This is a genomic window from Amycolatopsis coloradensis (assembly GCF_037997115.1).
In the GTDB taxonomy this organism is placed as follows: domain Bacteria; phylum Actinomycetota; class Actinomycetes; order Mycobacteriales; family Pseudonocardiaceae; genus Amycolatopsis; species Amycolatopsis coloradensis_A.
The window spans coordinates 2,940,645-2,958,268 of sequence record NZ_CP150484.1 but is presented as its reverse complement, the minus strand read 5'-3'; the positions used below and the strand labels follow the sequence as shown (position 1 = coordinate 2,958,268).

General features: G+C 68.4%; 18 protein-coding genes. 9 read left to right on the top strand and 9 right to left on the bottom strand.

What is annotated here, in order from left to right; translation table 11 throughout:
• Positions 1–42 precede the first annotated feature (42 nt).
• The 6 genes from trmB to LCL61_RS14020 all read right to left on the bottom strand — a co-directional run bounded on the left by trmB (position 43) and on the right by LCL61_RS14020 (position 5,001).
• On the bottom strand, positions 43–726 hold the full coding sequence (gene trmB / locus LCL61_RS14045) for a tRNA (guanosine(46)-N7)-methyltransferase TrmB (RefSeq protein WP_340688581.1): 684 nt from the start codon (positions 724–726) through the stop codon (positions 43–45).
• Positions 727–769: 43 nt separating this feature from the next.
• Positions 770–1,312 (bottom strand): hypothetical protein, encoded by a 543-nt coding sequence (locus LCL61_RS14040; protein WP_425342003.1) that lies wholly within the window; start codon positions 1,310–1,312, stop codon positions 770–772.
• 169 nt (positions 1,313–1,481) lie between these two features.
• Positions 1,482–2,234, bottom strand: a complete 753-nt coding sequence (locus LCL61_RS14035; RefSeq protein WP_340687230.1) for a hypothetical protein — start codon at positions 2,232–2,234, stop codon at positions 1,482–1,484.
• Entirely contained in the window at positions 2,231–3,148 is a 918-nt protein-coding gene (locus LCL61_RS14030; RefSeq protein ID WP_340687229.1) for an ABC transporter ATP-binding protein, read from the bottom strand. Before LCL61_RS14030 ends, LCL61_RS14035 begins: the two co-directional genes overlap by 4 nt.
• A gap of 150 nt (positions 3,149–3,298) precedes the next feature.
• Positions 3,299–4,030 carry an ABC transporter permease gene (locus tag LCL61_RS14025; protein ID WP_340687228.1) on the bottom strand — a complete coding sequence of 244 codons (732 nt, stop codon included), beginning with the start codon at positions 4,028–4,030 and terminating at the stop codon, positions 3,299–3,301.
• Between the two features lie 29 nt (positions 4,031–4,059).
• Positions 4,060–5,001, bottom strand: a complete 942-nt coding sequence (locus LCL61_RS14020; protein WP_340687227.1) for an ABC transporter ATP-binding protein — start codon at positions 4,999–5,001, stop codon at positions 4,060–4,062.
• A gap of 191 nt (positions 5,002–5,192) precedes the next feature.
• Here LCL61_RS14020 and LCL61_RS14015 point away from each other — a divergent pair, with 191 nt between their 5' ends.
• Complete coding sequence (locus LCL61_RS14015; protein ID WP_340687226.1) at positions 5,193–5,771, top strand: TetR/AcrR family transcriptional regulator; 579 nt, start codon at positions 5,193–5,195, stop codon at positions 5,769–5,771.
• The gene (locus LCL61_RS14010; protein WP_340687225.1) at positions 5,772–6,683 is read left to right on the top strand and encodes an SDR family NAD(P)-dependent oxidoreductase; all 912 of its coding nucleotides are present in this window, start codon (positions 5,772–5,774) and stop codon (positions 6,681–6,683) included. It begins immediately after the preceding gene.
• Between the two features lie 169 nt (positions 6,684–6,852).
• Here the strand turns inward: LCL61_RS14010 and LCL61_RS14005 are convergent, their stop codons facing one another.
• From LCL61_RS14005 to LCL61_RS13995, 3 genes are all read right to left on the bottom strand, one after another.
• Positions 6,853–7,266 carry a VOC family protein gene (locus LCL61_RS14005; protein ID WP_340687224.1) on the bottom strand — a complete coding sequence of 138 codons (414 nt, stop codon included), beginning with the start codon at positions 7,264–7,266 and terminating at the stop codon, positions 6,853–6,855.
• An 82-nt stretch (positions 7,267–7,348) separates the two neighbouring features.
• On the bottom strand, positions 7,349–8,005 hold the full coding sequence (locus LCL61_RS14000; protein ID WP_340687223.1) for a response regulator transcription factor: 657 nt from the start codon (positions 8,003–8,005) through the stop codon (positions 7,349–7,351).
• Positions 8,002–9,180 carry a sensor histidine kinase gene (locus LCL61_RS13995; protein WP_340688579.1) on the bottom strand — a complete coding sequence of 393 codons (1,179 nt, stop codon included), beginning with the start codon at positions 9,178–9,180 and terminating at the stop codon, positions 8,002–8,004. Before LCL61_RS13995 ends, LCL61_RS14000 begins: the two co-directional genes overlap by 4 nt.
• A gap of 209 nt (positions 9,181–9,389) precedes the next feature.
• Here LCL61_RS13995 and LCL61_RS13990 point away from each other — a divergent pair, with 209 nt between their 5' ends.
• The 7 genes from LCL61_RS13990 (at position 9,390) to LCL61_RS13960 (ending at position 17,553) form a co-directional block, all read left to right on the top strand.
• Positions 9,390–10,910 (top strand): dynamin family protein, encoded by a 1,521-nt coding sequence (locus LCL61_RS13990; RefSeq protein WP_340688578.1) that lies wholly within the window; start codon positions 9,390–9,392, stop codon positions 10,908–10,910.
• A 111-nt stretch (positions 10,911–11,021) separates the two neighbouring features.
• Positions 11,022–11,501, top strand: a complete 480-nt coding sequence (locus LCL61_RS13985) for a YqeB family protein (protein ID WP_340687222.1) — start codon at positions 11,022–11,024, stop codon at positions 11,499–11,501.
• Positions 11,498–12,154, top strand: coding sequence for a TetR/AcrR family transcriptional regulator (locus tag LCL61_RS13980; protein ID WP_340687221.1), 657 nt, complete (start codon positions 11,498–11,500; stop codon positions 12,152–12,154). The genes LCL61_RS13985 and LCL61_RS13980 overlap by 4 nt, the downstream gene beginning before the upstream one ends.
• Positions 12,155–12,193: 39 nt before the next feature.
• On the top strand, positions 12,194–12,679 hold the full coding sequence (gene grpE, locus LCL61_RS13975; RefSeq protein WP_340687220.1) for a nucleotide exchange factor GrpE: 486 nt from the start codon (positions 12,194–12,196) through the stop codon (positions 12,677–12,679).
• The gene (locus LCL61_RS13970; protein WP_340687219.1) at positions 12,676–14,511 is read left to right on the top strand and encodes a dynamin family protein; all 1,836 of its coding nucleotides are present in this window, start codon (positions 12,676–12,678) and stop codon (positions 14,509–14,511) included. Before grpE ends, LCL61_RS13970 begins: the two co-directional genes overlap by 4 nt.
• A 91-nt stretch (positions 14,512–14,602) precedes the next feature.
• Entirely contained in the window at positions 14,603–15,322 is a 720-nt protein-coding gene (locus LCL61_RS13965; protein WP_340687218.1) for a DUF6802 family protein, read from the top strand.
• 407 nt (positions 15,323–15,729) lie between these two features.
• A complete protein-coding gene (locus LCL61_RS13960; protein ID WP_340687217.1) occupies positions 15,730–17,553 on the top strand; it encodes a phosphoenolpyruvate carboxykinase (GTP) in 1,824 nt (607 codons plus the stop codon).
• The last annotated feature ends 71 nt before the right edge of the window (positions 17,554–17,624 follow it).

Here is a 17,624-nt window from a genome sequence, read left to right as displayed (position 1 = left end):
GACGTGGGGACGTCCTGACCGGCCCTTTCTGGCGAGGTCGTTCTAGACCCGCTCGAAGATCAGGTCGTGCGATATCCGCCCCTCGACGTCGGCGCGGTTCTCGAACTTCGTGATCGGCCGCCACTCCGGCCGCGGCGCCCAGCCTCCGGGCTCGTCGGCGTGGCGGTTGCGCAGGAGCGGCTCGGCCGAGCAGACCTCCATCATCTGCTCGGCGTAGTTCTCCCAGTCGGTCGCCATGTGGAAGGTGCCGCCCGGCGCGAGCCGCGAGGCAACCAGCGCGACGAACTCCGGCTGCACGATCCGCCGTTTGTGGTGCCGCTTCTTAGGCCACGGGTCCGGGAAGAACAGCCGGACCCCGGCCAGCGATCCCGGCTCCACATACGAGGTCAGCAGCACGACGGCGTCACCGTGCATCAGCCGCAGGTTCTTCACCCCGAGCTTCTCGGCGCGCAACATCAGCTGGCCGAGCCCCGGTTCGTAGACCTCGACCGCGACGTAGTTGAGTTCCGGCGCGGCGGCGGCGAGCTGGGACGTGGTCTCGCCCATGCCCGAACCGATCTCCACCATCACCGGCGCCTGCCTGCCGAACCAGTCGCCGAAATCCACCGGTCCTTCGGGCAGTTCGGCGACGGTGCGGCCGAGCGACGGCCAGAGTTCGTTCCAGGCTCGCTGCTGCCCGACGGTCATCCGGCCGCCGCGTTTGACATAGCTGACCACGCTGCGCATCCGTGGCTGGTCCTCGTTTTCCACCAGCCCATTAAACGCGGGGTTACCGGACGGCTTCGAACTCCCCCAGCCGCGAGCGCAGGCCCGCGAATCCGGCGACCGCGGTCGGCGACGGCGTCGTGCTGGAATGGGCGGGGAGAACGTCGATCCAGCCGTCGTGGCGGCTCGTGTTCAGCACCGTGGTCGGGATCGAATGCCCGGACGCTCCGCGTTCAGAGGGCATGAACTCCCAGTAACCGGATTCCCCGTCCGCGGCCCACGGGACGAATTCCCAGCCGGGACGCCTGCCGAGCAGACCGGCGATCCGATCTTCGATGCGGAAACCGAGTTCCCGCGATTCGAGTCTGCCTTCCACGACGGCGCGAAGCCACCACGGCGCTGGAATTTCGCCGTGCATTCCGCTGGACGCGCGGTACAGCGCGACAACGAGATCTTCGGGCGCGCGGTGTACCCAGGCGCGGCGGATATCGGATGGCCGGGTCGCGGACGCGACCGTGCGGGGCAGTTCGATCGCCTGTGACCATTCGAGGTCGAGCATGGGCTCGAGCCGGGGCTGCGTACTTTCCGTGCGGGCTTGCGGGATCATGCGTTCCACTCCCTGACCGGAATCCACCGTCAAGGATCACCTCCGGGGCCGAGAGCCGAGAAATAGGCTCATCCCGAGCATCGCCCGGGCTGGAACAGTATGTCCGCTCCGTGTGAGAGAAGCCACAGCCTCTTAACGTGGACTTAACTCCTTTGGCCGCGGTAAATGCTCACGCATCCCTTCGATGGGTGATCATCAGCCCGGCCGCATAGATAATCACGCAGATGCCGCCGAAATAAGCCAAATAACCCCACGGCCCCAGCGGTGGTTCGAGTTTCAACATCGACACCGTGAGATCCGGCCCGGAAAACTGATTCGCCGCGAAGAACGGCATCCACTGGTAGATGTCGTCGCCCACTTTCGGAATCAGCACGACGAGCCCTTCGAGCACCTGCGTCCAGGCCAGCGCGAACCCGAGCGCGAACGCGGGGCTGCGGAACAGTAGTCCGAGGCCGACGCCGAGCAGACCGGTCAGGAAGAAGGTCAGGCCTTGGCCCGCCACCGCACGCCAGTCGGCGCCCGAAGCCAGGCCCAGGTCGGCGGCCGGTTTGATCAGGTACGCGACCGCCCACGAGCCGAAGCCCACCAGCAGCCCGATCAGCCCGGAGAACACCCCGACGACGGCGCCCTTCGCCAGCAAGGCGGGCACGCGCGACGGCACCGCCTGGAAGGTGAGCTTCATCGTGCCCCAGTTGAACTCCGTCGCCGCCGCGAGGATGGCGAGGACCAGCACCACGGTGCGGCCGAGCGCGCTGGCGACCTGCGTCGAGGTGACGCCTGTCTGGCCTTCGAGCGGCACGAAGCCGAAGAACAGCGCGGTGTAGGCCAGCGCGACCACCACCGCGATGGCCGCGCACCACCAGGGAGCGCGCGTGCTCAGCAGCTTGATCCGCTCCGCGCGGAGCATGTTCGCCGCGGTCATCGGGCCACCTCCGGTACGCCGGCGCCGTACTCGACGGCCTCGGCGGTGAGTTGCATGTACGCCTGTTCGAGCGAGCCGGCGAGCGGCTTCAGCTCGTGGAGCGTCGCGCCGGCGGCGAACGCGAGTTCGCCGATGGTGTCACTGTCCATTTCGGACACGACGAGCGCGCCGTCCTCCTCGCGGAACTCGGCGCCCTTGTCGGTGAGCGCGGTCCGAAGTTCGGGCAGATGCGGGCTGCGGACCCGCACGCCGAGGCCCTTCGCCCGGCCGACGAACTCCTCCATCGTGCCCTGGTAGATCAGCTTCCCCCGGCCGATCACGACGAGGTCCTGCGCGGTCTGCGCCATCTCCGGCAGCAGGTGGCTGGACACGAACACGGTGCGCCCCTCGGCGGCGAGCGCGTGCATCAGCTTCCTGATCCACACGATGCCCTCGGGGTCGAGCCCGTTGACCGGCTCGTCGAACAGCAGCACCCGGGGGTCGCCCAGCAGCGCCGTGGCGATCCCGAGCCGCTGCGACATCCCGAGCGAGAACTGCCCGGCCCGTTTGCGGGCGACCGAGTCGAGCCCGACCAGCCGGAGTACCTCGTCGACGCGCTTGTCCGGCAGGCCATTCGTCGCGGCGATCCACCGGAGGTGCTCGCGGGCGGTGCGGCCGGGATGCCGCCAGGTGGCGTCGATCATGCCGCCGACCGTCCGAAGTGGATCACGCAGCTCGCGGTAGGCCATGCCGTCGATCGTCACCGAGCCCGACGTCGGGTTGTCGAGCCCGAGCATCATCCGCATGGTGGTGGACTTCCCCGCCCCGTTGGGGCCGAGGAATCCCGTCACCCGGCCCGCTTCGGCGGTGAAGGAAAGTCCGTCGACGGCGAGCTTGTCGCCGTAGCGTTTCGTGAGTCCGGTGGCCTCGATCATCAGCCTCCCTCCAGTGGATTCCGACATTACGCGGGAAAGGACCGGGCTGCCCCCCGATAGGCGGCCCGGTCCTTGTTCCCCTTTTTTCTCCCCGTCCGGACGCCTCACTCCCCCGAGCGAGACATCCGGCTTTCTCCCCTGTGGAAGTCCTTACGCGTCGCGCTTGTCCGCGACGACCAGCGAGATGACCAGCAGTACCAGCGCGAAACCGGCGAAGTAGGCGAGCGACCCGGCTTGGCTCAACGGCGCTTCCGCCGCCGCGGGGCCCGAGCCGGTGAGGAACCGGTCCGCGACGTGGAACGGCATCCAGTCGTAGATGTCCTTGCCGATCTTCGGGATGAGCTGGATCAGGTTCTCGACCGCGAGGGTGTAGATCAGCAGGAGCGAGATGGCGCCGGCGCTCTGCCGGATCAGGATGCCGACGGCGACCGCGATCACCGAGGCGAGGGCGAACACCAGGCCGACCCCGGCGACGCTGATCCACTCCGCGCCGGTGTTCAGCGCGAGATCCTCCGGCCGCATGATCGAGGCGAGGGCCCAGGCGCCGAACGCGGCGATCTCGCCGATCACCAGCGAGAGCATCGCGACGACGCCGGTCTTCGCCAGCAGCGCGGCGCGGCGGTTCGGCACGGCCTGGAAGGTGGTCCGGATGGTGCCGAAGCGGTATTCGGTGGTCACCGAAAGCGCGGCCAGCACCATGACCACGGTCATCCCGAAGACGTAGCCGAACTGGGACATGCCGACGTCGGTGAATTCCCCCGATGGCGCGGCGCCGGCGAAGATGGCGGCGAAGCCGATCACGACCGCGAGGGTGATCAGTGCGCACCACCAGGGTGAGCGTGTGGTGAACAGCTTGATGCGTTCCACGGCGAGCAGAGTCATGGCTTTTCTTTCCTCGGAAGAGTGAGCGGCTACTGGGCGGCGGAGAACGCGGCTTCCACGGAGTCGTTGCTGAGACCGGTGTGGTACTCGACCGAATCGCCGGTGATCTGCATGAAGGCCTGCTCCAGGGAGCCGGTCTGCGGGCTGAGCTCGTGCAGCACGATCTGGTTGGCCGCGGCGATCTCGCCGATCTTCTCACTGTCCAAACCGGACACGACGAGCGATCGGTCGGCGTCGGTGACCTGAGCGCTCGCCTGCGTCAGCGCGGCGCGCAACGCGGGCAGTTGCGGCGACCGCACCTTGACCGTGTTCTCGGCGGCCCGCGCCACGAAGTCCTCGGTGGAGGACTGGGAGATCAGGCGCCCCTTGCCGATCACGACCAGGTGGCTCGCGGTCAGCGCCATCTCCGAAAGGAGGTGCGAGGAAACGAACACCGTGCGGCCTTCGCCGGCCAGCCGGTGCATGAACTTCCGGATCCAGAGGATGCCCTCGGGGTCGAGGCCGTTGACGGGCTCGTCGAAGAGGAGGACCTCCGGGTCGCCCAGCAGGGCCGCCGCGATCCCCAGTCGCTGCGACATGCCGAGGGAGAAACCGCCGGCGCGCTTCCCGGCGACGCTGGTGAGCCCGACGATCTCGAGCACCTCGTCGACCCGGCCCGCCGGGATCTTGTTGGACCGCGCCATCCACTGCAGATGCGCGCGCGCCGACCGGTTGGGGTGCACCCATTTGGCGTCCAGCAGTGCGCCGACCGTCCGCAGCGGGTCCTTCAGTTCGCGGTAGAGCTTGCCCCCGATACGCACCTGGCCCGACGTCGGATTGTCCAGGCCGAGGATCATCCGCATGGTCGTCGACTTGCCCGCGCCGTTGGGGCCGAGGAAGCCGGTGACCTCCCCCGGCGCGACGGAGAAGGACAGGTCGTTCACCGCCAGTGTCTTGCCGTACCGCTTGGTGAGGCCCGCTGCCTCGATCATGTCTGCTCCCCTCGGCGACTGCGAGAACAATCGTCGTCCATGTGGGTGGCCGAGCGCGTCATCCTGAGGTGCCAACCTGGTACCCGACCTGAGACGTAGCTTGCCGTCTTCCGGCGGCGTACGCGATCGGTGATACCCCTGAGAGTGACCCTGATTCGCCGGGGTTAATGAACCATGGTTCAATAATCCACATGGCGAGACCCCGCACCATCACCGACGAGCGGCTGCTGGAAGCGGCGGGAACCGTGATCGGCATGGTCGGCCCGGGTTTCACGCTGGCCCAGGTGGCGGCGGAGGCCGGTGTCGCGGTCGGCACCGTCGCCCAGCGATTCGGTTCGAAGAACGGTCTCTTGCTGGCGCTGAGCCGGGCGAACACGCGATCCGTCGTAGGACTGATGCGGGAATGCGGCGAGCTGGCCGACCCCGTGGAGGCGCTGCGGGCGGCGGTCGTCGTGGTGTACGAGGGACTCGGTGACGCGGAGACCGCGGCGAACCATCTCGGGCAGCTGGGGGTGGACATCGGCGATCCGGAACTGCGCGCCCTGCTCGGTGAACATTTCACCGCCGTGGAAGCGGAATTGCGCAGGCTGGTGCGCGTCGCGACGCGTGACCTGCCGGGTGCGCCGGGTGTCGTCCGCGCCGCACGAGTGCTGCTGGGGGTGGCGAACGGGGCCGCGCTGGACTGGTCGATCCGGCCGAAGGGCCGGATCACCGAACGGTTGGGACAAGACGTGGACGCGGTGCTGACCGCGTGGAAGGGAGTGTCCTGAATGGATCGGAAAGTGGCCGTGGTCACGGGGGCGACGCGGGGATGTGGCCGGGCGATCGCGGTGGAACTGGGCAGGCTCGGCTGGACGGTGTTCGTCACCGGCCGCACGACGCGTGAGCACCAGTCGCCGATGAAGCGGTCGGAGACGATCGAAGACACCGCGGAACTCGTCGACGCGGCGGGCGGCCGGGGCATCCCCGTCCGGACCGACTTCACCGAACTGTCCGATGTGGACGCGCTGAGGGCTCGGATCGAGTCCGAAGTGGACGGCCGGATCGACGTCCTGGTCGACGACGTCTGGGGCGGTGACCAGTACGCGGACTTCGATGGGGCGTACTGGGACTCCAGCCTCGACGACGCGCTCACGCTGGTGCACAACGCGATCGACACGCATCTGATCGCGTTGCACCGGCTTCTCCCGCTGGTGGTGAAGCGGGAGGGCGGTCTCGTCATCGAGGTCACCGACGGCGACCACGACGAGTACGTCGGCGCGGGGATCCCGTACTTCCTCGCGAAATGCGGGATCCGCGCGATCGGCAGGGCGCTCGGCGCCGAATTGAAGAAGTACGGCTGTGTCGGCATGACCGTCACGCCGGGTTTCCTGCGTTCGGAAGCCATGCTCGACTACTTCGGGGTCACCGAGGAGACGTGGCGGGACGCGGTCGGCAAGTCCGCTCCGGCCGACTTCGCCATCTCGGAGACCCCGGCACTGCTCGGGCGGGGCGTCGCGAAGCTGGCGACCGACGCGGAGGTCTCGCGGTTCGCCGGCAAGACGCTCGCGTCGTGGACGTTGATGAACGAGTACGGCCTGACCGACGTCGACGGTTCACGCCCCGACTTCGGCAAGTGGATGGCCGAAGTCCGGGACGCGGGCAAGGATCCGGAGACTGCGGAGCACGCCCTGTACCGCTGAGACACCCGTGACGCACCACGACCAACCGGCAGCTTTCGCGGCCTGCCGTGTTCGTGGGCCTGTGGTGGGCTGAAGGCTCCCTTCGCCGCGTCTGATGCGGTGAAAGGAGCCTTCAGCCTGGTCGGATACCGGAGGTCGTCACGGACACGCCACGTTTGCCTTACCCTCACTACTTCTTCCCGGCCAGCACGTCCAGGTAGTGCTGGTTGAACATGACGCCGAGGACGTTGCCGAACGGGTCGACGACGGCCGCGGTCACGAACCCAGGCCCGCGCTCTATGACCGGCTCGTACTCCTTCGCGCCCTTCGCGAGCAGCTTCGCGAAGGCGTCCTCGACGTTGTCGACGGCCCAGTTCGCGATGGCGCCACCGGGGCCGGGCTGGGCCATCGGCGGCCGGAAGTCGCCGCGGACCAGGCCGAACTCGTGCTGATAGTCGCCGATCCGGAACTCGACGTACGCCGGCGTCCCGTCGGGGCCGTTGCGGACGAAGTACGGCTCGATCCCGAAGAGATCGGAGTACCACTCGATCGCGGCGGTCATGTCGTCGGCGTAGAACGTGGTGGTGGTGAGACCTCGCAGCATTTCCTTCTCCTCAAGTAGTGGCTCTGAAGACAAGGATCCGCCGCAAAGTGCTCACCGAATGACCACTTTTCCGGAGGACTTCTCAGGTGACCCCGGGACGTGCCAGCCCGGTCTCGTAGGCGAGCACCACGGCTTGCACCCGGTCACGCAGATCCAGCTTCGACAGGATCCGCCCGACGTGCGTCTTCACCGTCGCCTCCGACAGGAACAGCGTCTCGGCGATCTCCAAGTTCGAGAGGCCCTTCGCGATCAGCACGAGCACCTCCCGCTCCCGGTCGGTGAGGACGTCGAGCTCGGCCGCGTCCCGCAGGGGCTTCCCGCCGCCGCCGACGAACCGATCGAGCAGTCGCCTCGTCACCGACGGCGAGACCACGGCGTCGCCCGAAGCGACCGCCCGCAGTGCCGACACCAGGTGATCCGGCTGCGTGTCCTTCAACAGGAACCCGCTCGCCCCGCCCTGCAACGCCGAATAGACGTACTCGTCCAGGTCGAACGTCGTCATCACGAGCACCCGCGCCGTCCCGGCCTCGACGATCCGCTTCGTCGCCTCGACCCCGTCCAGCACCGGCATCCGGACGTCCATCAGCACGACGTCGGGCCGCAGTTCCTCCGCCAGGCGGATGGCCTGCGCGCCGTCACCCGCCTCGCCGACGACATCGATGTCGGCCTGCGCGCCCAGGACCATCCGGAACCCGACGCGCATCAATTCCTGGTCGTCGACGACCACCACCCGTATCACGTCGCCAACCTAACCGGGAGCCTCGCGTGCACCTGCCACCCTCCACCGGGGGCGGGCCCGACCTCCAGCGTGCCGCCGAAGACGTTCGCCCGTTCCCTCATTCCGATCAATCCGTTCCCACCGGGGACGGCGAGTTTTCGCGGCGGCGCGGCGTGCTTCGCCGCCGCGGGCACCAGCTGTTTCGCGCGGCCGGCGCCGTCGTCGGTGACCTTGACGTCGATCACGTCCGCCTCCCGCCGCACCACCACCTCGGCCTGCGCGCCCTGGCCCGCGTGTTTCAGCGTGTTCGTCAGCGACTCCTGCACGATCCGGTACACGCCGAGGGACACCCCGGCGGGCAGCCCGGCGAGCGCGTCCGAACCGATCGCCAGCGTCACCGGCACCCCCGCCTGGCGGATCCGGTCCGCCAGGTCGGTCAGCGCGCTGGCGTCCGGCTGCGGCACGCGCGGCTCGTCGTCGCCGTCGCTGCGAAGCACGTCCAGCAGCCGCCGCAGCTCGGCGAGCGCGCCGCGGCCGGTCTCCGAAATCGTCTGCAAGGCCCGTTTCGCCATCTCGGGATTCCCGTCGACCGCGTAGGACGCGCCGTCGGCCTGCACGACCATCACGCTCACCGCGTGCGCGACGACGTCGTGCAGCTCACGGGCGATGCGTCCGCGTTCTTCGCCGACGGCGATCCTGGTCGCCTGGTCCCGTTCCGTCTCAAGTAGATGCAACCTGGCTTCCACCTCCTCGTGATAGGCGCGCCTCGCGCCGGCGAACTCGCCGAGCGTCCAGCACAGTGCGCTGGAGAAGACGCCGATGATCGCCAGCACCCACACGTCCTCCGGCGGGTCGACCCACAGCTGGATCCCCGAGGTGACCAGCGTCGCCGCCAGATACAGCAGTCCTTGTTTGCGCCCGACGTAGACCAGCACCGAGTAGATGCTGATCATCACCGCGAACGCGCTGGCGGCGCCCAGCTCCAGCGCGCCGTGCGGGATGCCGATCAGCAGCACCAGATACGCCGACCACAGCGTCGCCTTCCGCCGGAAGACCAGCGGGGCGACCATCGCCATGTCCAGCGGCACCGTCACGTACCAGGGCGGCATCGGGACTTCCGGCGTTTCGGTCGCCGCCACGTAGATCAGCAGGTCGGTCAGCAGCAGGACGACGGCGATGAGACTGTCCCCCGCCATGGGGTGGGCACGCATCCAGAGGCTCAACCGTCGCACCTGGTAACACTATGTCGGCCGGTGCCGCTCGCGCGTCGGTCGCCGGTACCACCTTCGGTGCGACCCGAGGATGAGCGGCATGGCACGATTCCCCTCGGTGTGCTCGACGACTGGGAGGGGTGGGCACCGTGACCTCAGCGACGGAGCAGGGCCGTCTCGCCGGCCCGCTGTCGATGTCGGTGGCGAACCTCTGCCACCGCCTCCAGCCCCAGGTGTCCGCGCGGACCGCGGCCGGTTTCGCCGAGGTGCTGCGGCGCTTGGGCGGCCCGCTGCAGGTCGCCGTCGCGGGCCGGATCAAATCGGGGAAGTCCACCCTGGTCAACGCCCTGATCGGGCGCCGGGTCGCGCCGACCGACGTCGGCGAGTGCACCCGGCTGGTGACCAGGTTCCAGTACGGCACGGTCGACCGGGTCGAGATCGTCTTCAACGACGGCCGCAAACAGGTGCTGCCCTTCTCCGCCGACGGGATGATCCCGGCCGAGCTGGGCATCGACATCGACAAGGTCTCGCATATCGAGGCGTACCTCACCAACGCGGTCCTGCAGGGCATGACCGTCATCGACACCCCGGGCCTCGGCTCGCTCGACGCCGCTTCGGTGTCGCGGACCGAGGAGCTCCTGGGCGCGGCGAAGCACCGTAAGCCCGACGACGGCGAGGAGGAAGAAGGCTCCGACGAGCTGGACGACACCTCGCGCAACGCCGTCGCGGGCGCCGAGGCCGTGCTCTACGTGGTCACCCAGGGCGTGCGAGCCGACGACCAGCAGGCGCTCGCCGCGTTCACCGCCGCGACCGCGAGCCGCGAGGCGGGCCCGGTCAACGCGATCGCGGTGCTCAACAAGGCGGACACCATCGCGCCCGAGTCGGTCGAAGGCTCGGGCGGCGACGTGTGGAAGGCCGCGACGCTGCTCTCGGAGAAGCAGGCCGCGACGCTGAAGCCCCGCGTCGCGGACGTGCTGCCGGTGATCGGGCTGATCGCGGAGTCGGCCGAGTCCGGCGGGTTCACCTCGCCCGACGCCGAAGCACTGCGCCAGCTGGCCGAGATGGACGACGACATCCTCGAGACCATGCTGATCTCGGCGGATATCTTCACCAGCTGGGAATGCGACGTCGCGGCGGGCACCCGGCTGCGGCTGCTGGAGAAGCTGGACCTGTTCGGCGTCCGGTACGCCGTCGAGGCGATCCGCAAGGAACCCGAGATCACCGCGGGCTCGCTTCGCCGGAAGCTGCTCGACGCCTCCGGTCTCGAAGCGGTCCGCCAGCGGCTGAGCATCGTCTTCGCCGCCCGCGCCGACGGCATCAAGGCGGCCGCCGCGCTGGCTTCGGTCACCGCGCTGGCCCACGCGTCCGGCGACCCGGCCGAACGGCAGCGCGTCCACGACGCGATCGAGGTCCTGCTCGCCAAGCCCGAGGCACACCAGCTGCGGCTGCTCGAAGCGCTCACGCTGGTCGCGTCCGGCGCCGTCGACATGCCCGAGGATCTGTCCGAGGAGGTCCTGCGGGTCGGCAGCAACGCCGACATCGGCGCCCAGCTCGGCAAGCCGGGTGCTCCGCGCGCCGAGCTGGCGGCCCACGCTCTGGAGCGTGCCGGCTGGTGGCGCTCCTTCGCGTCCTTCGGCGCGACGCCCGCCCAGAGCCGCGTCGCGCACGTCGTGCACCGGGCGTACTTCCTCATCTGGCAGCAGATCCGCGACTGACCTCCCGCATTTCGTCCTCTGGATGCGGTCCTTGCACGCGCAACTACCGCATCCAGAGGACTAAATGCGGGCCGGATTGATAAACCGAGCGCTCGGTCTAATAATGGGCGCATGGAAACGATCGTCGACGAGCCCCAGTGGCTGCGCACGGCCTCCTGGTTCGGCTGCCCGCTGGCCGGGGCCGCGCTCGGCTGGTTCCTCCACTCGATCTCGGGCTGGGTGGCTTCCCTGAGCTGGGTCCCGTTCAAGGGCCCCTTCAAGCTCGTCTCGGAGATCCCGCAGCCGTGGGGCACGGTCACCGGGATCGGCGTCGGCCTCGTCGCAGGCCTGCTCTTCGCCGCGGTCTGGGCGCACGAGCGGCTGATCGTCAAGGTGACCCCGACCCGCATCACGCTGACCACCAAGGGCCGCAGCCGCGCGTACGAAGCACAGCTGGAGGCCGTCTTCCTCGACGGCAAGGAGCTGGTCCTGCTCGCCGCCGACGGCCGGGAACTGGTGCGGCAGAAGGGCGACGTCGATCGCAAGACCGTCGCCAAGGCCTTCCTCGACCACGGCTACCCGTGGCTTGACGAGCCGCCGGCGGTGAAATGAGGACGGTCGACCCGGCCAAGCACGAGGCGAAACGCCGAGCCATCCTCGACGCCGCCGCGGGCTGCTTCGCGATGAAGGGCTTCGAGAAGACGACGACGGCGGAGATCTGCCGCGCCGCGGGGATCAGCACCGGCAGCCTCTTCCACTACTTCCCGAACAAGCGCGCGGTGTTCGTCGGCATCTTCGAGCAGGACGCCGACGAGACCGCGGCCCTGCTCGCGGCCGCCGAACAGATCGAGGATCCGGGGGAAGCCATCCTCCAGGTCATCACCCACGTATCGGAACAGCTCCTGCACCCTGTCATCGCCAAGCTCGTCCTCGAGGTCGCGGCGCAGTGTTCCCGCGACGCCGATCTGGCCAGGCTCATCCAGGGCAACGACCGCGCACTGCGCGACGGTCTCGTCGGACTGGTGACGCGGGCGGTGGACGCGGGCCGGATCGATCCCGGTTTCGCTCCGAAGACGGTGGCCAGCTGGCTCGTCGCCTTGGTCGACGCGCCGCTTTCCCGCGTGATTCTGGAGCCCGACCTCGATCCGGCGGCGGAACTCGCGGTGATGAAGGAGCTGATCGCCAGATTCCTCCGTCCCGTTCTGTCGATTTCGCCCCCGGCTGGCGGCCGTGTGCCCGACACTGGTGAAATCTCCCCGGGCTGATCGGTAGGCCCGGGACACCAGTTACGGGGGTCGATTCGGGTGGGTGCCTGGCTGCGCAAGAAGGCGGTCGATGACGTGAATCCGGACGACGTGCCGACCGGCCAGATCTCGGCGGCGATCATCGCCGAAGCGGACGGAGAGACTTCGCGGCCCGAGGGAACCGAGGCCGTCGAGGCCGCGTCCAACACCGATGTGGAGTCCACGACCACGGGTCCGGCCGACCTCGAACAGGCTCTCGCCGACAGGCAGGCGCTGATCCAGCTGTGCCTGTACGCCCTCGATCGCGCCCGCAGCGGCGGCGTCGTCGAGCGGCTCGAACACGGTCTCGCCGGGATCGGCGTCCGTGCCCTGCGCCCGGACGGTGAGCGGTTCGATCCGGCCGTGCACGAGGCGGGCGGCGCGGTCGCGACCGAGGATCCGGCGCTCGAAGGGCTCGTCGCGGAGACCGAGGTGGTCGGTTTCGCCGATCACGAGCGGGTCCTGCGCGCGCCGATCGTCATCGTCTACGCGAAGAAGGCCCTGTGACCGCTCCGAGCGCTGCGGCGAATCTTCCGGCGGTCGTGAAGAGCACGCGCGAACAACTGCTCACCGTCGTCCGCGAAGCCGATCCTCAGGCCGCGAAGTGGGTCGAGGACATCCGGAAGGCGCGGCCGAAGAAGCCGTCGGTCGTGGTGGTCGGCGAGACCAACCGCGGCAAGAGCTCGCTCGTGAACGCCCTCCTGTCCATGCCGGGACTGTCCCCTGTGGACGCCGACGTCGCCACCGCGACGTATCTCGTCTTCGAGCACGCCGAGCAGTGGTCCGCGCAGGCCTGCTATCCGGGCCAGCTGGCGCCGGTGCCGATCAACCTCAACGATCTGATCCACTGGGTTTCGGCCGCGCACGAACTGCCGGAAGGGCAGATCCCGCCGCGTTACGTCGAGGTCTCCGGCCCGGTCCCGCTGCTCGAACGAGTGTCCATTGTGGATACTCCCGGGGTCGGCGGGCTCGACTCGATGCACGGTGAACTCGCGAAGGAGGCCGCCGCCGGCGCCACCGCGCTGCTGTTCGTCGTGGACTCGTCTTCGCCGTTCACCGCGCAGGAGCTGCAATTCCTGCATGACATGGGCGAACGCGTCGAAACCGTGCTGTTCGCGCTGACCAAGACCGACCAGTTCCGCGGCTGGCGCGAGGTCCTCGAAGCCGACCGGCGGCTGCTCGCCGAGCACGCCCCCCGGTTCGCCGACGCGGTGTTCCACCCGGTTTCCGCGCGCATGTTCGAGACGGCGGCCAAGGCCCCGAACGAGCAGATGGCCACGATGCTGCGCGAGAAGGCCGGGATCGCCGGGTTGCAGGGCGCGTTGCAGGAGATGCTGGTCGGCCGCTCGGCGATGCTGGGCGAGGCCAACACCCTGCGCGCGCTGTCGAGCGCGCTCGGCGAGCTCAAGGCGAAGCTGCAGGCGGAAAGCCGCGCGTTGTCCGCCGGTGAGGCCGAAGCCGAGCAGCTGCGCCAGCGTCGTGACGACCTGACCACCGAACGCCGGTCTTCGACGCGGGGCTGGCAGTTGAAACTGCGCGCGGAGATCCAGCGGACCCGCGTCGAGGTCGGACACGAGACCAGCAGGCAGATGCGCGACGCGTCGACGCATTTCCGGCAGCTGATCGACGGCGCGAAACGGGACGCCCTCGCCGCGTTGCCCCAGCAGGTCGACATCGCGTTGCAGACGACGTCGCAGCGGATCTCGATGCTGCTCTCGCAGCGGCTCAACCAGGTCACCAACGTCGCGCTTTCGGAGCTGTTCTCACCCGAAGAGCTCGAGATCATCCGCGGCCAGTTCGCCAGGGCGGGCGGCCCGCCGGTCGTGCTGCGCCCGCCGGACAAGAAACCGCCGACCGCCGAGGACAAACTGCTCATCTTCATGGGGGTTTCCGGTGGCCTCGGCGCGGGCAAGGTCGCCGCGCTGCCGCTGGCGGGGGTCGCGATCCTGAACCCGGTGATCCTGCCCGCCACGATCATCATCGGCCTCGGCGCCGGCTGGTGGATGGCGCGGACCCGCAAACACGCGTCGGACAAGCAGCATATGAAGCAATGGCTGGTCGAGGCGATCGCCGACGCGCGGTCCACGCTGGACCAGCTCGTCGCGGAGCAGCTGATCGAGGCCGAACAGCAGCTGTCGATGGCGCTCGACGAAGCCCTCGGCCGCCGCATCGACGCGATCGAGGCGGAGCTGAAGGAAGTCGACAAGACGATCAAGATGGGCGCGCAGGAGCGGGCGAAGAAGATCTCAGTGGTGGCGAAGCGCCTGAAGGACGTCTCGGACGGCCGAGACCGCGCTGAGGCACTGCTCGGTCGCATCCGGTCACTACGCGACGCCTGACCGGGGTGGTCCTGTTGTGGACCGGAACCGAACCGGCCTACGGTGAGTCATAAGCTTCGACACACCAGCAGGTCAACGAGGGGGTTATCCCATGTGGGTCGACGAGAGCGGCGGCACGGACACCGAGACTGGCTCCACGGAGGCGGTCACTGTCCACGTTGACGGCGAGGAGTATCAGGCCGAGCTCAACTACGACCTCGACAAGGACGGCGTCAACGACGCCGCGGTCATCCAGCACCAGGACGGCACCGGCCAGGCGTTCGTCGACACCGACGGCGACGGCGAGGCCGACCAGTACGCGGTGCTCGACGAGAACGGCAAGGTCGTCCAGGAGGCCGTCTACGACGAGGCCTCCGGCTCCTGGGTCGAAGCGGGTGGCGGCGGCAACGACGACGGTTCCGACGCGGGCACCAGCGGCACCATGCACGCCGACATGCCCAGCGGCGACGTCGAGGTCGGCCCGCCGACCATCGACACCGACGGTGACGGAACCCCCGACACCGCCGTCGTCCAGACGGAGGACGGCCGCACGATCGCCTTCACCGACAAGGACGGCGACGGCAGCGCCGACATCGCGGTCGAGACCGACGCCTCCGGCAACTCCAAGACCTACGAGCACACCGGGCCCGGCCAGTGGACCGAGGTCGGCAGCGGCGTGGTCAACAACGACATCGGCGCGGCCTTCGCGACCGTCCCGGCGACCGAAGGCGACCCGGCGGGCGACGCGGCCTGGGGTGGCGCGGGCACCGAAACACTCGAAGGTGTGGCGAAGATCGATTCCGCCACCGGCCAGTGGATCAGCCCCAACTGATTCCTGAAATGGCCTGGACCAATACAAGAATGGTCCAGGCCAATTCGAAGCGGTAATTCCTGTAATCCTGGTCACAGAACAGCCCGGTACGGCACCTTGTACCGGGCTTTCTCATGTCCGATTCGTCCTTCGCCCGCCTCGCGCTTGTGCCGTCGATCACCGGAAGAATTTCTGCGTATGGCCCATTCCGGTGATACTGAATCGATTCCCTTATCGTTCTTGTGAGAGAACCGACAGGTCAGCTCTCGGTTACCTGCCGGTCATCCGGCTACTCTCGGGGAATCCCAAAACCTGCACACCGGCTTTCCCGCCGGTGTGCGAAGCCATTCGGTCGCCGGCATCGAAGCCCGCATCGGAACAGCGTCGTTCCCGGTGTGGGCTTCTGCCGTCGGAAGTCAGGAGAAGAGATGACCGCAGTCGCCATCCCTGGACTGGAAAATGCGCCGACGACGCACAGTGGCGTGCTGTCCTGGGTCCGGGAGGTCGCCGAACTGACCACTCCGGACCGCGTGGTGTGGGTCGACGGGTCCGACGAAGAGGCCGCTCGGATCAACGCCGAGCTGGTCTCGGCCGGCACGTTCGTGCAGCTCGACGCGAAGCCCAACTCGTACTGGGCCGCTTCCGACCCGAATGACGTCGCCCGCGTCGAAGAGCGCACCTTCATCTGTTCGCAGGACGAAGAGGACGCCGGTCCCACCAACAACTGGATGGACCCGGCCGAGATGAAGGCCACGATGACCGAGCTGTACCGCGGATGCATGCGCGGTCGCACGATGTACGTGATCCCCTTCTGCATGGGCCCCCTCGGTGCCGAGGACCCCAAGCTCGGCATCGAGATCACCGACTTCGCCTACGTCGTCGCCTCCATGCGCGTGATGACCCGCGCCGGCAAGGCCGCGCTGGACAAGTTCGTCACCGAGGACGGCACCGAGCGCGAGTTCGTCCCCGCCCTGCACTCCGTCGGCGCGCCGCTGGAGCCGGGCCAGGAGGACGTCTCGTGGCCGTGCAACACCACCAAGTACATCTCGCACTTCCCCGAGACCCGTGAGATCTGGAGCTACGGCTCCGGCTACGGCGGCAACTCGCTGCTGGGCAAGAAGTGCTACTCGCTGCGCATCGGCTCGGTCATCGCCCGCGACGAGGGCTGGCTGGCCGAGCACATGCTGATCCTCAAGCTGATCTCGCCCGAGGACAAGGTCCACTACGTCGCGGCGGCGTTCCCGAGCGCCTGCGGCAAGACCAACCTCGCCATGCTGCAGCCGACCATCCCCGGCTGGCGTGCCGAGACCCTCGGTGACGACATCGCGTGGATGCGGTTCGGCGAGGACGGCCGCCTGTACGCGGTGAACCCCGAGTTCGGCTTCTTCGGCGTCGCGCCGGGCACCGACTGGCACACCAACCCCAACGCGATGCGCACCATCGAAAAGGGCAACACGGTCTACACGAACGTCGCGCTCACCGACGACGGCGACGTCTGGTGGGAGGGCATGGGCGAGAAGCCCGCGCACGCCACCTCCTGGAAGAAGCAGGACTGGACGCCGGAGTCGGAAGAGAAGGCCGCGCACCCGAACTCGCGCTACTGCACGCCGATGTCGCAGTGCCCGATCCTCGCGCCCGAGTGGGACGACCCGCGGGGCGTGCCGATCTCGGCGATCCTGTTCGGCGGCCGCCGCAAGACCACGGTCCCGCTGGTGAACGAGGCCCGCGACTGGCAGCACGGTGTGTTCATGGGCGCCACCATGTCGTCGGAGACCACCGCGGCCGCCGCCGGCGCGGTCGGCAACGTGCGCCGCGACCCGATGGCCATGCTGCCGTTCCTCGGCTACCACGCCGGTGACTACTTCAAGCACTGGCTGGACCTCGGCAAGAACGCCGACGCGGACAAGCTGCCGAAGATCTTCTACGTCAACTGGTTCCGCCGTGGCGACGACGGCCGCTTCCTGTGGCCGGGCTTCGGCGAGAACTCGCGGATCCTGAAGTGGGTCATCGACCGCGTCGAGGGCAAGGGCAACGCGAAGGAGACCCCGGTCGGTTTCGTGCCGAACGCCGAGGACCTCGACACCGACGGCCTCAAGGAGCCGCTGGCCGACATCCAGGCCGCGCTCGACGTCTCCGCCGAAGAATGGCGCCAGGAACTGCCGCTCATCGAGGAGTGGTTCGAGAAGATCGGCGACAAGGTCCCGTCGTCGCTGCGTGACGAGCTGGAGGCGCTCAAGCAGCGTCTCGGCTGATCGTCCGAACGTCGGAGTGGGCCTCATCCCCGGAGTCATTCCCGGGGATGAGGCCTTCTTCTTTCGCTCTC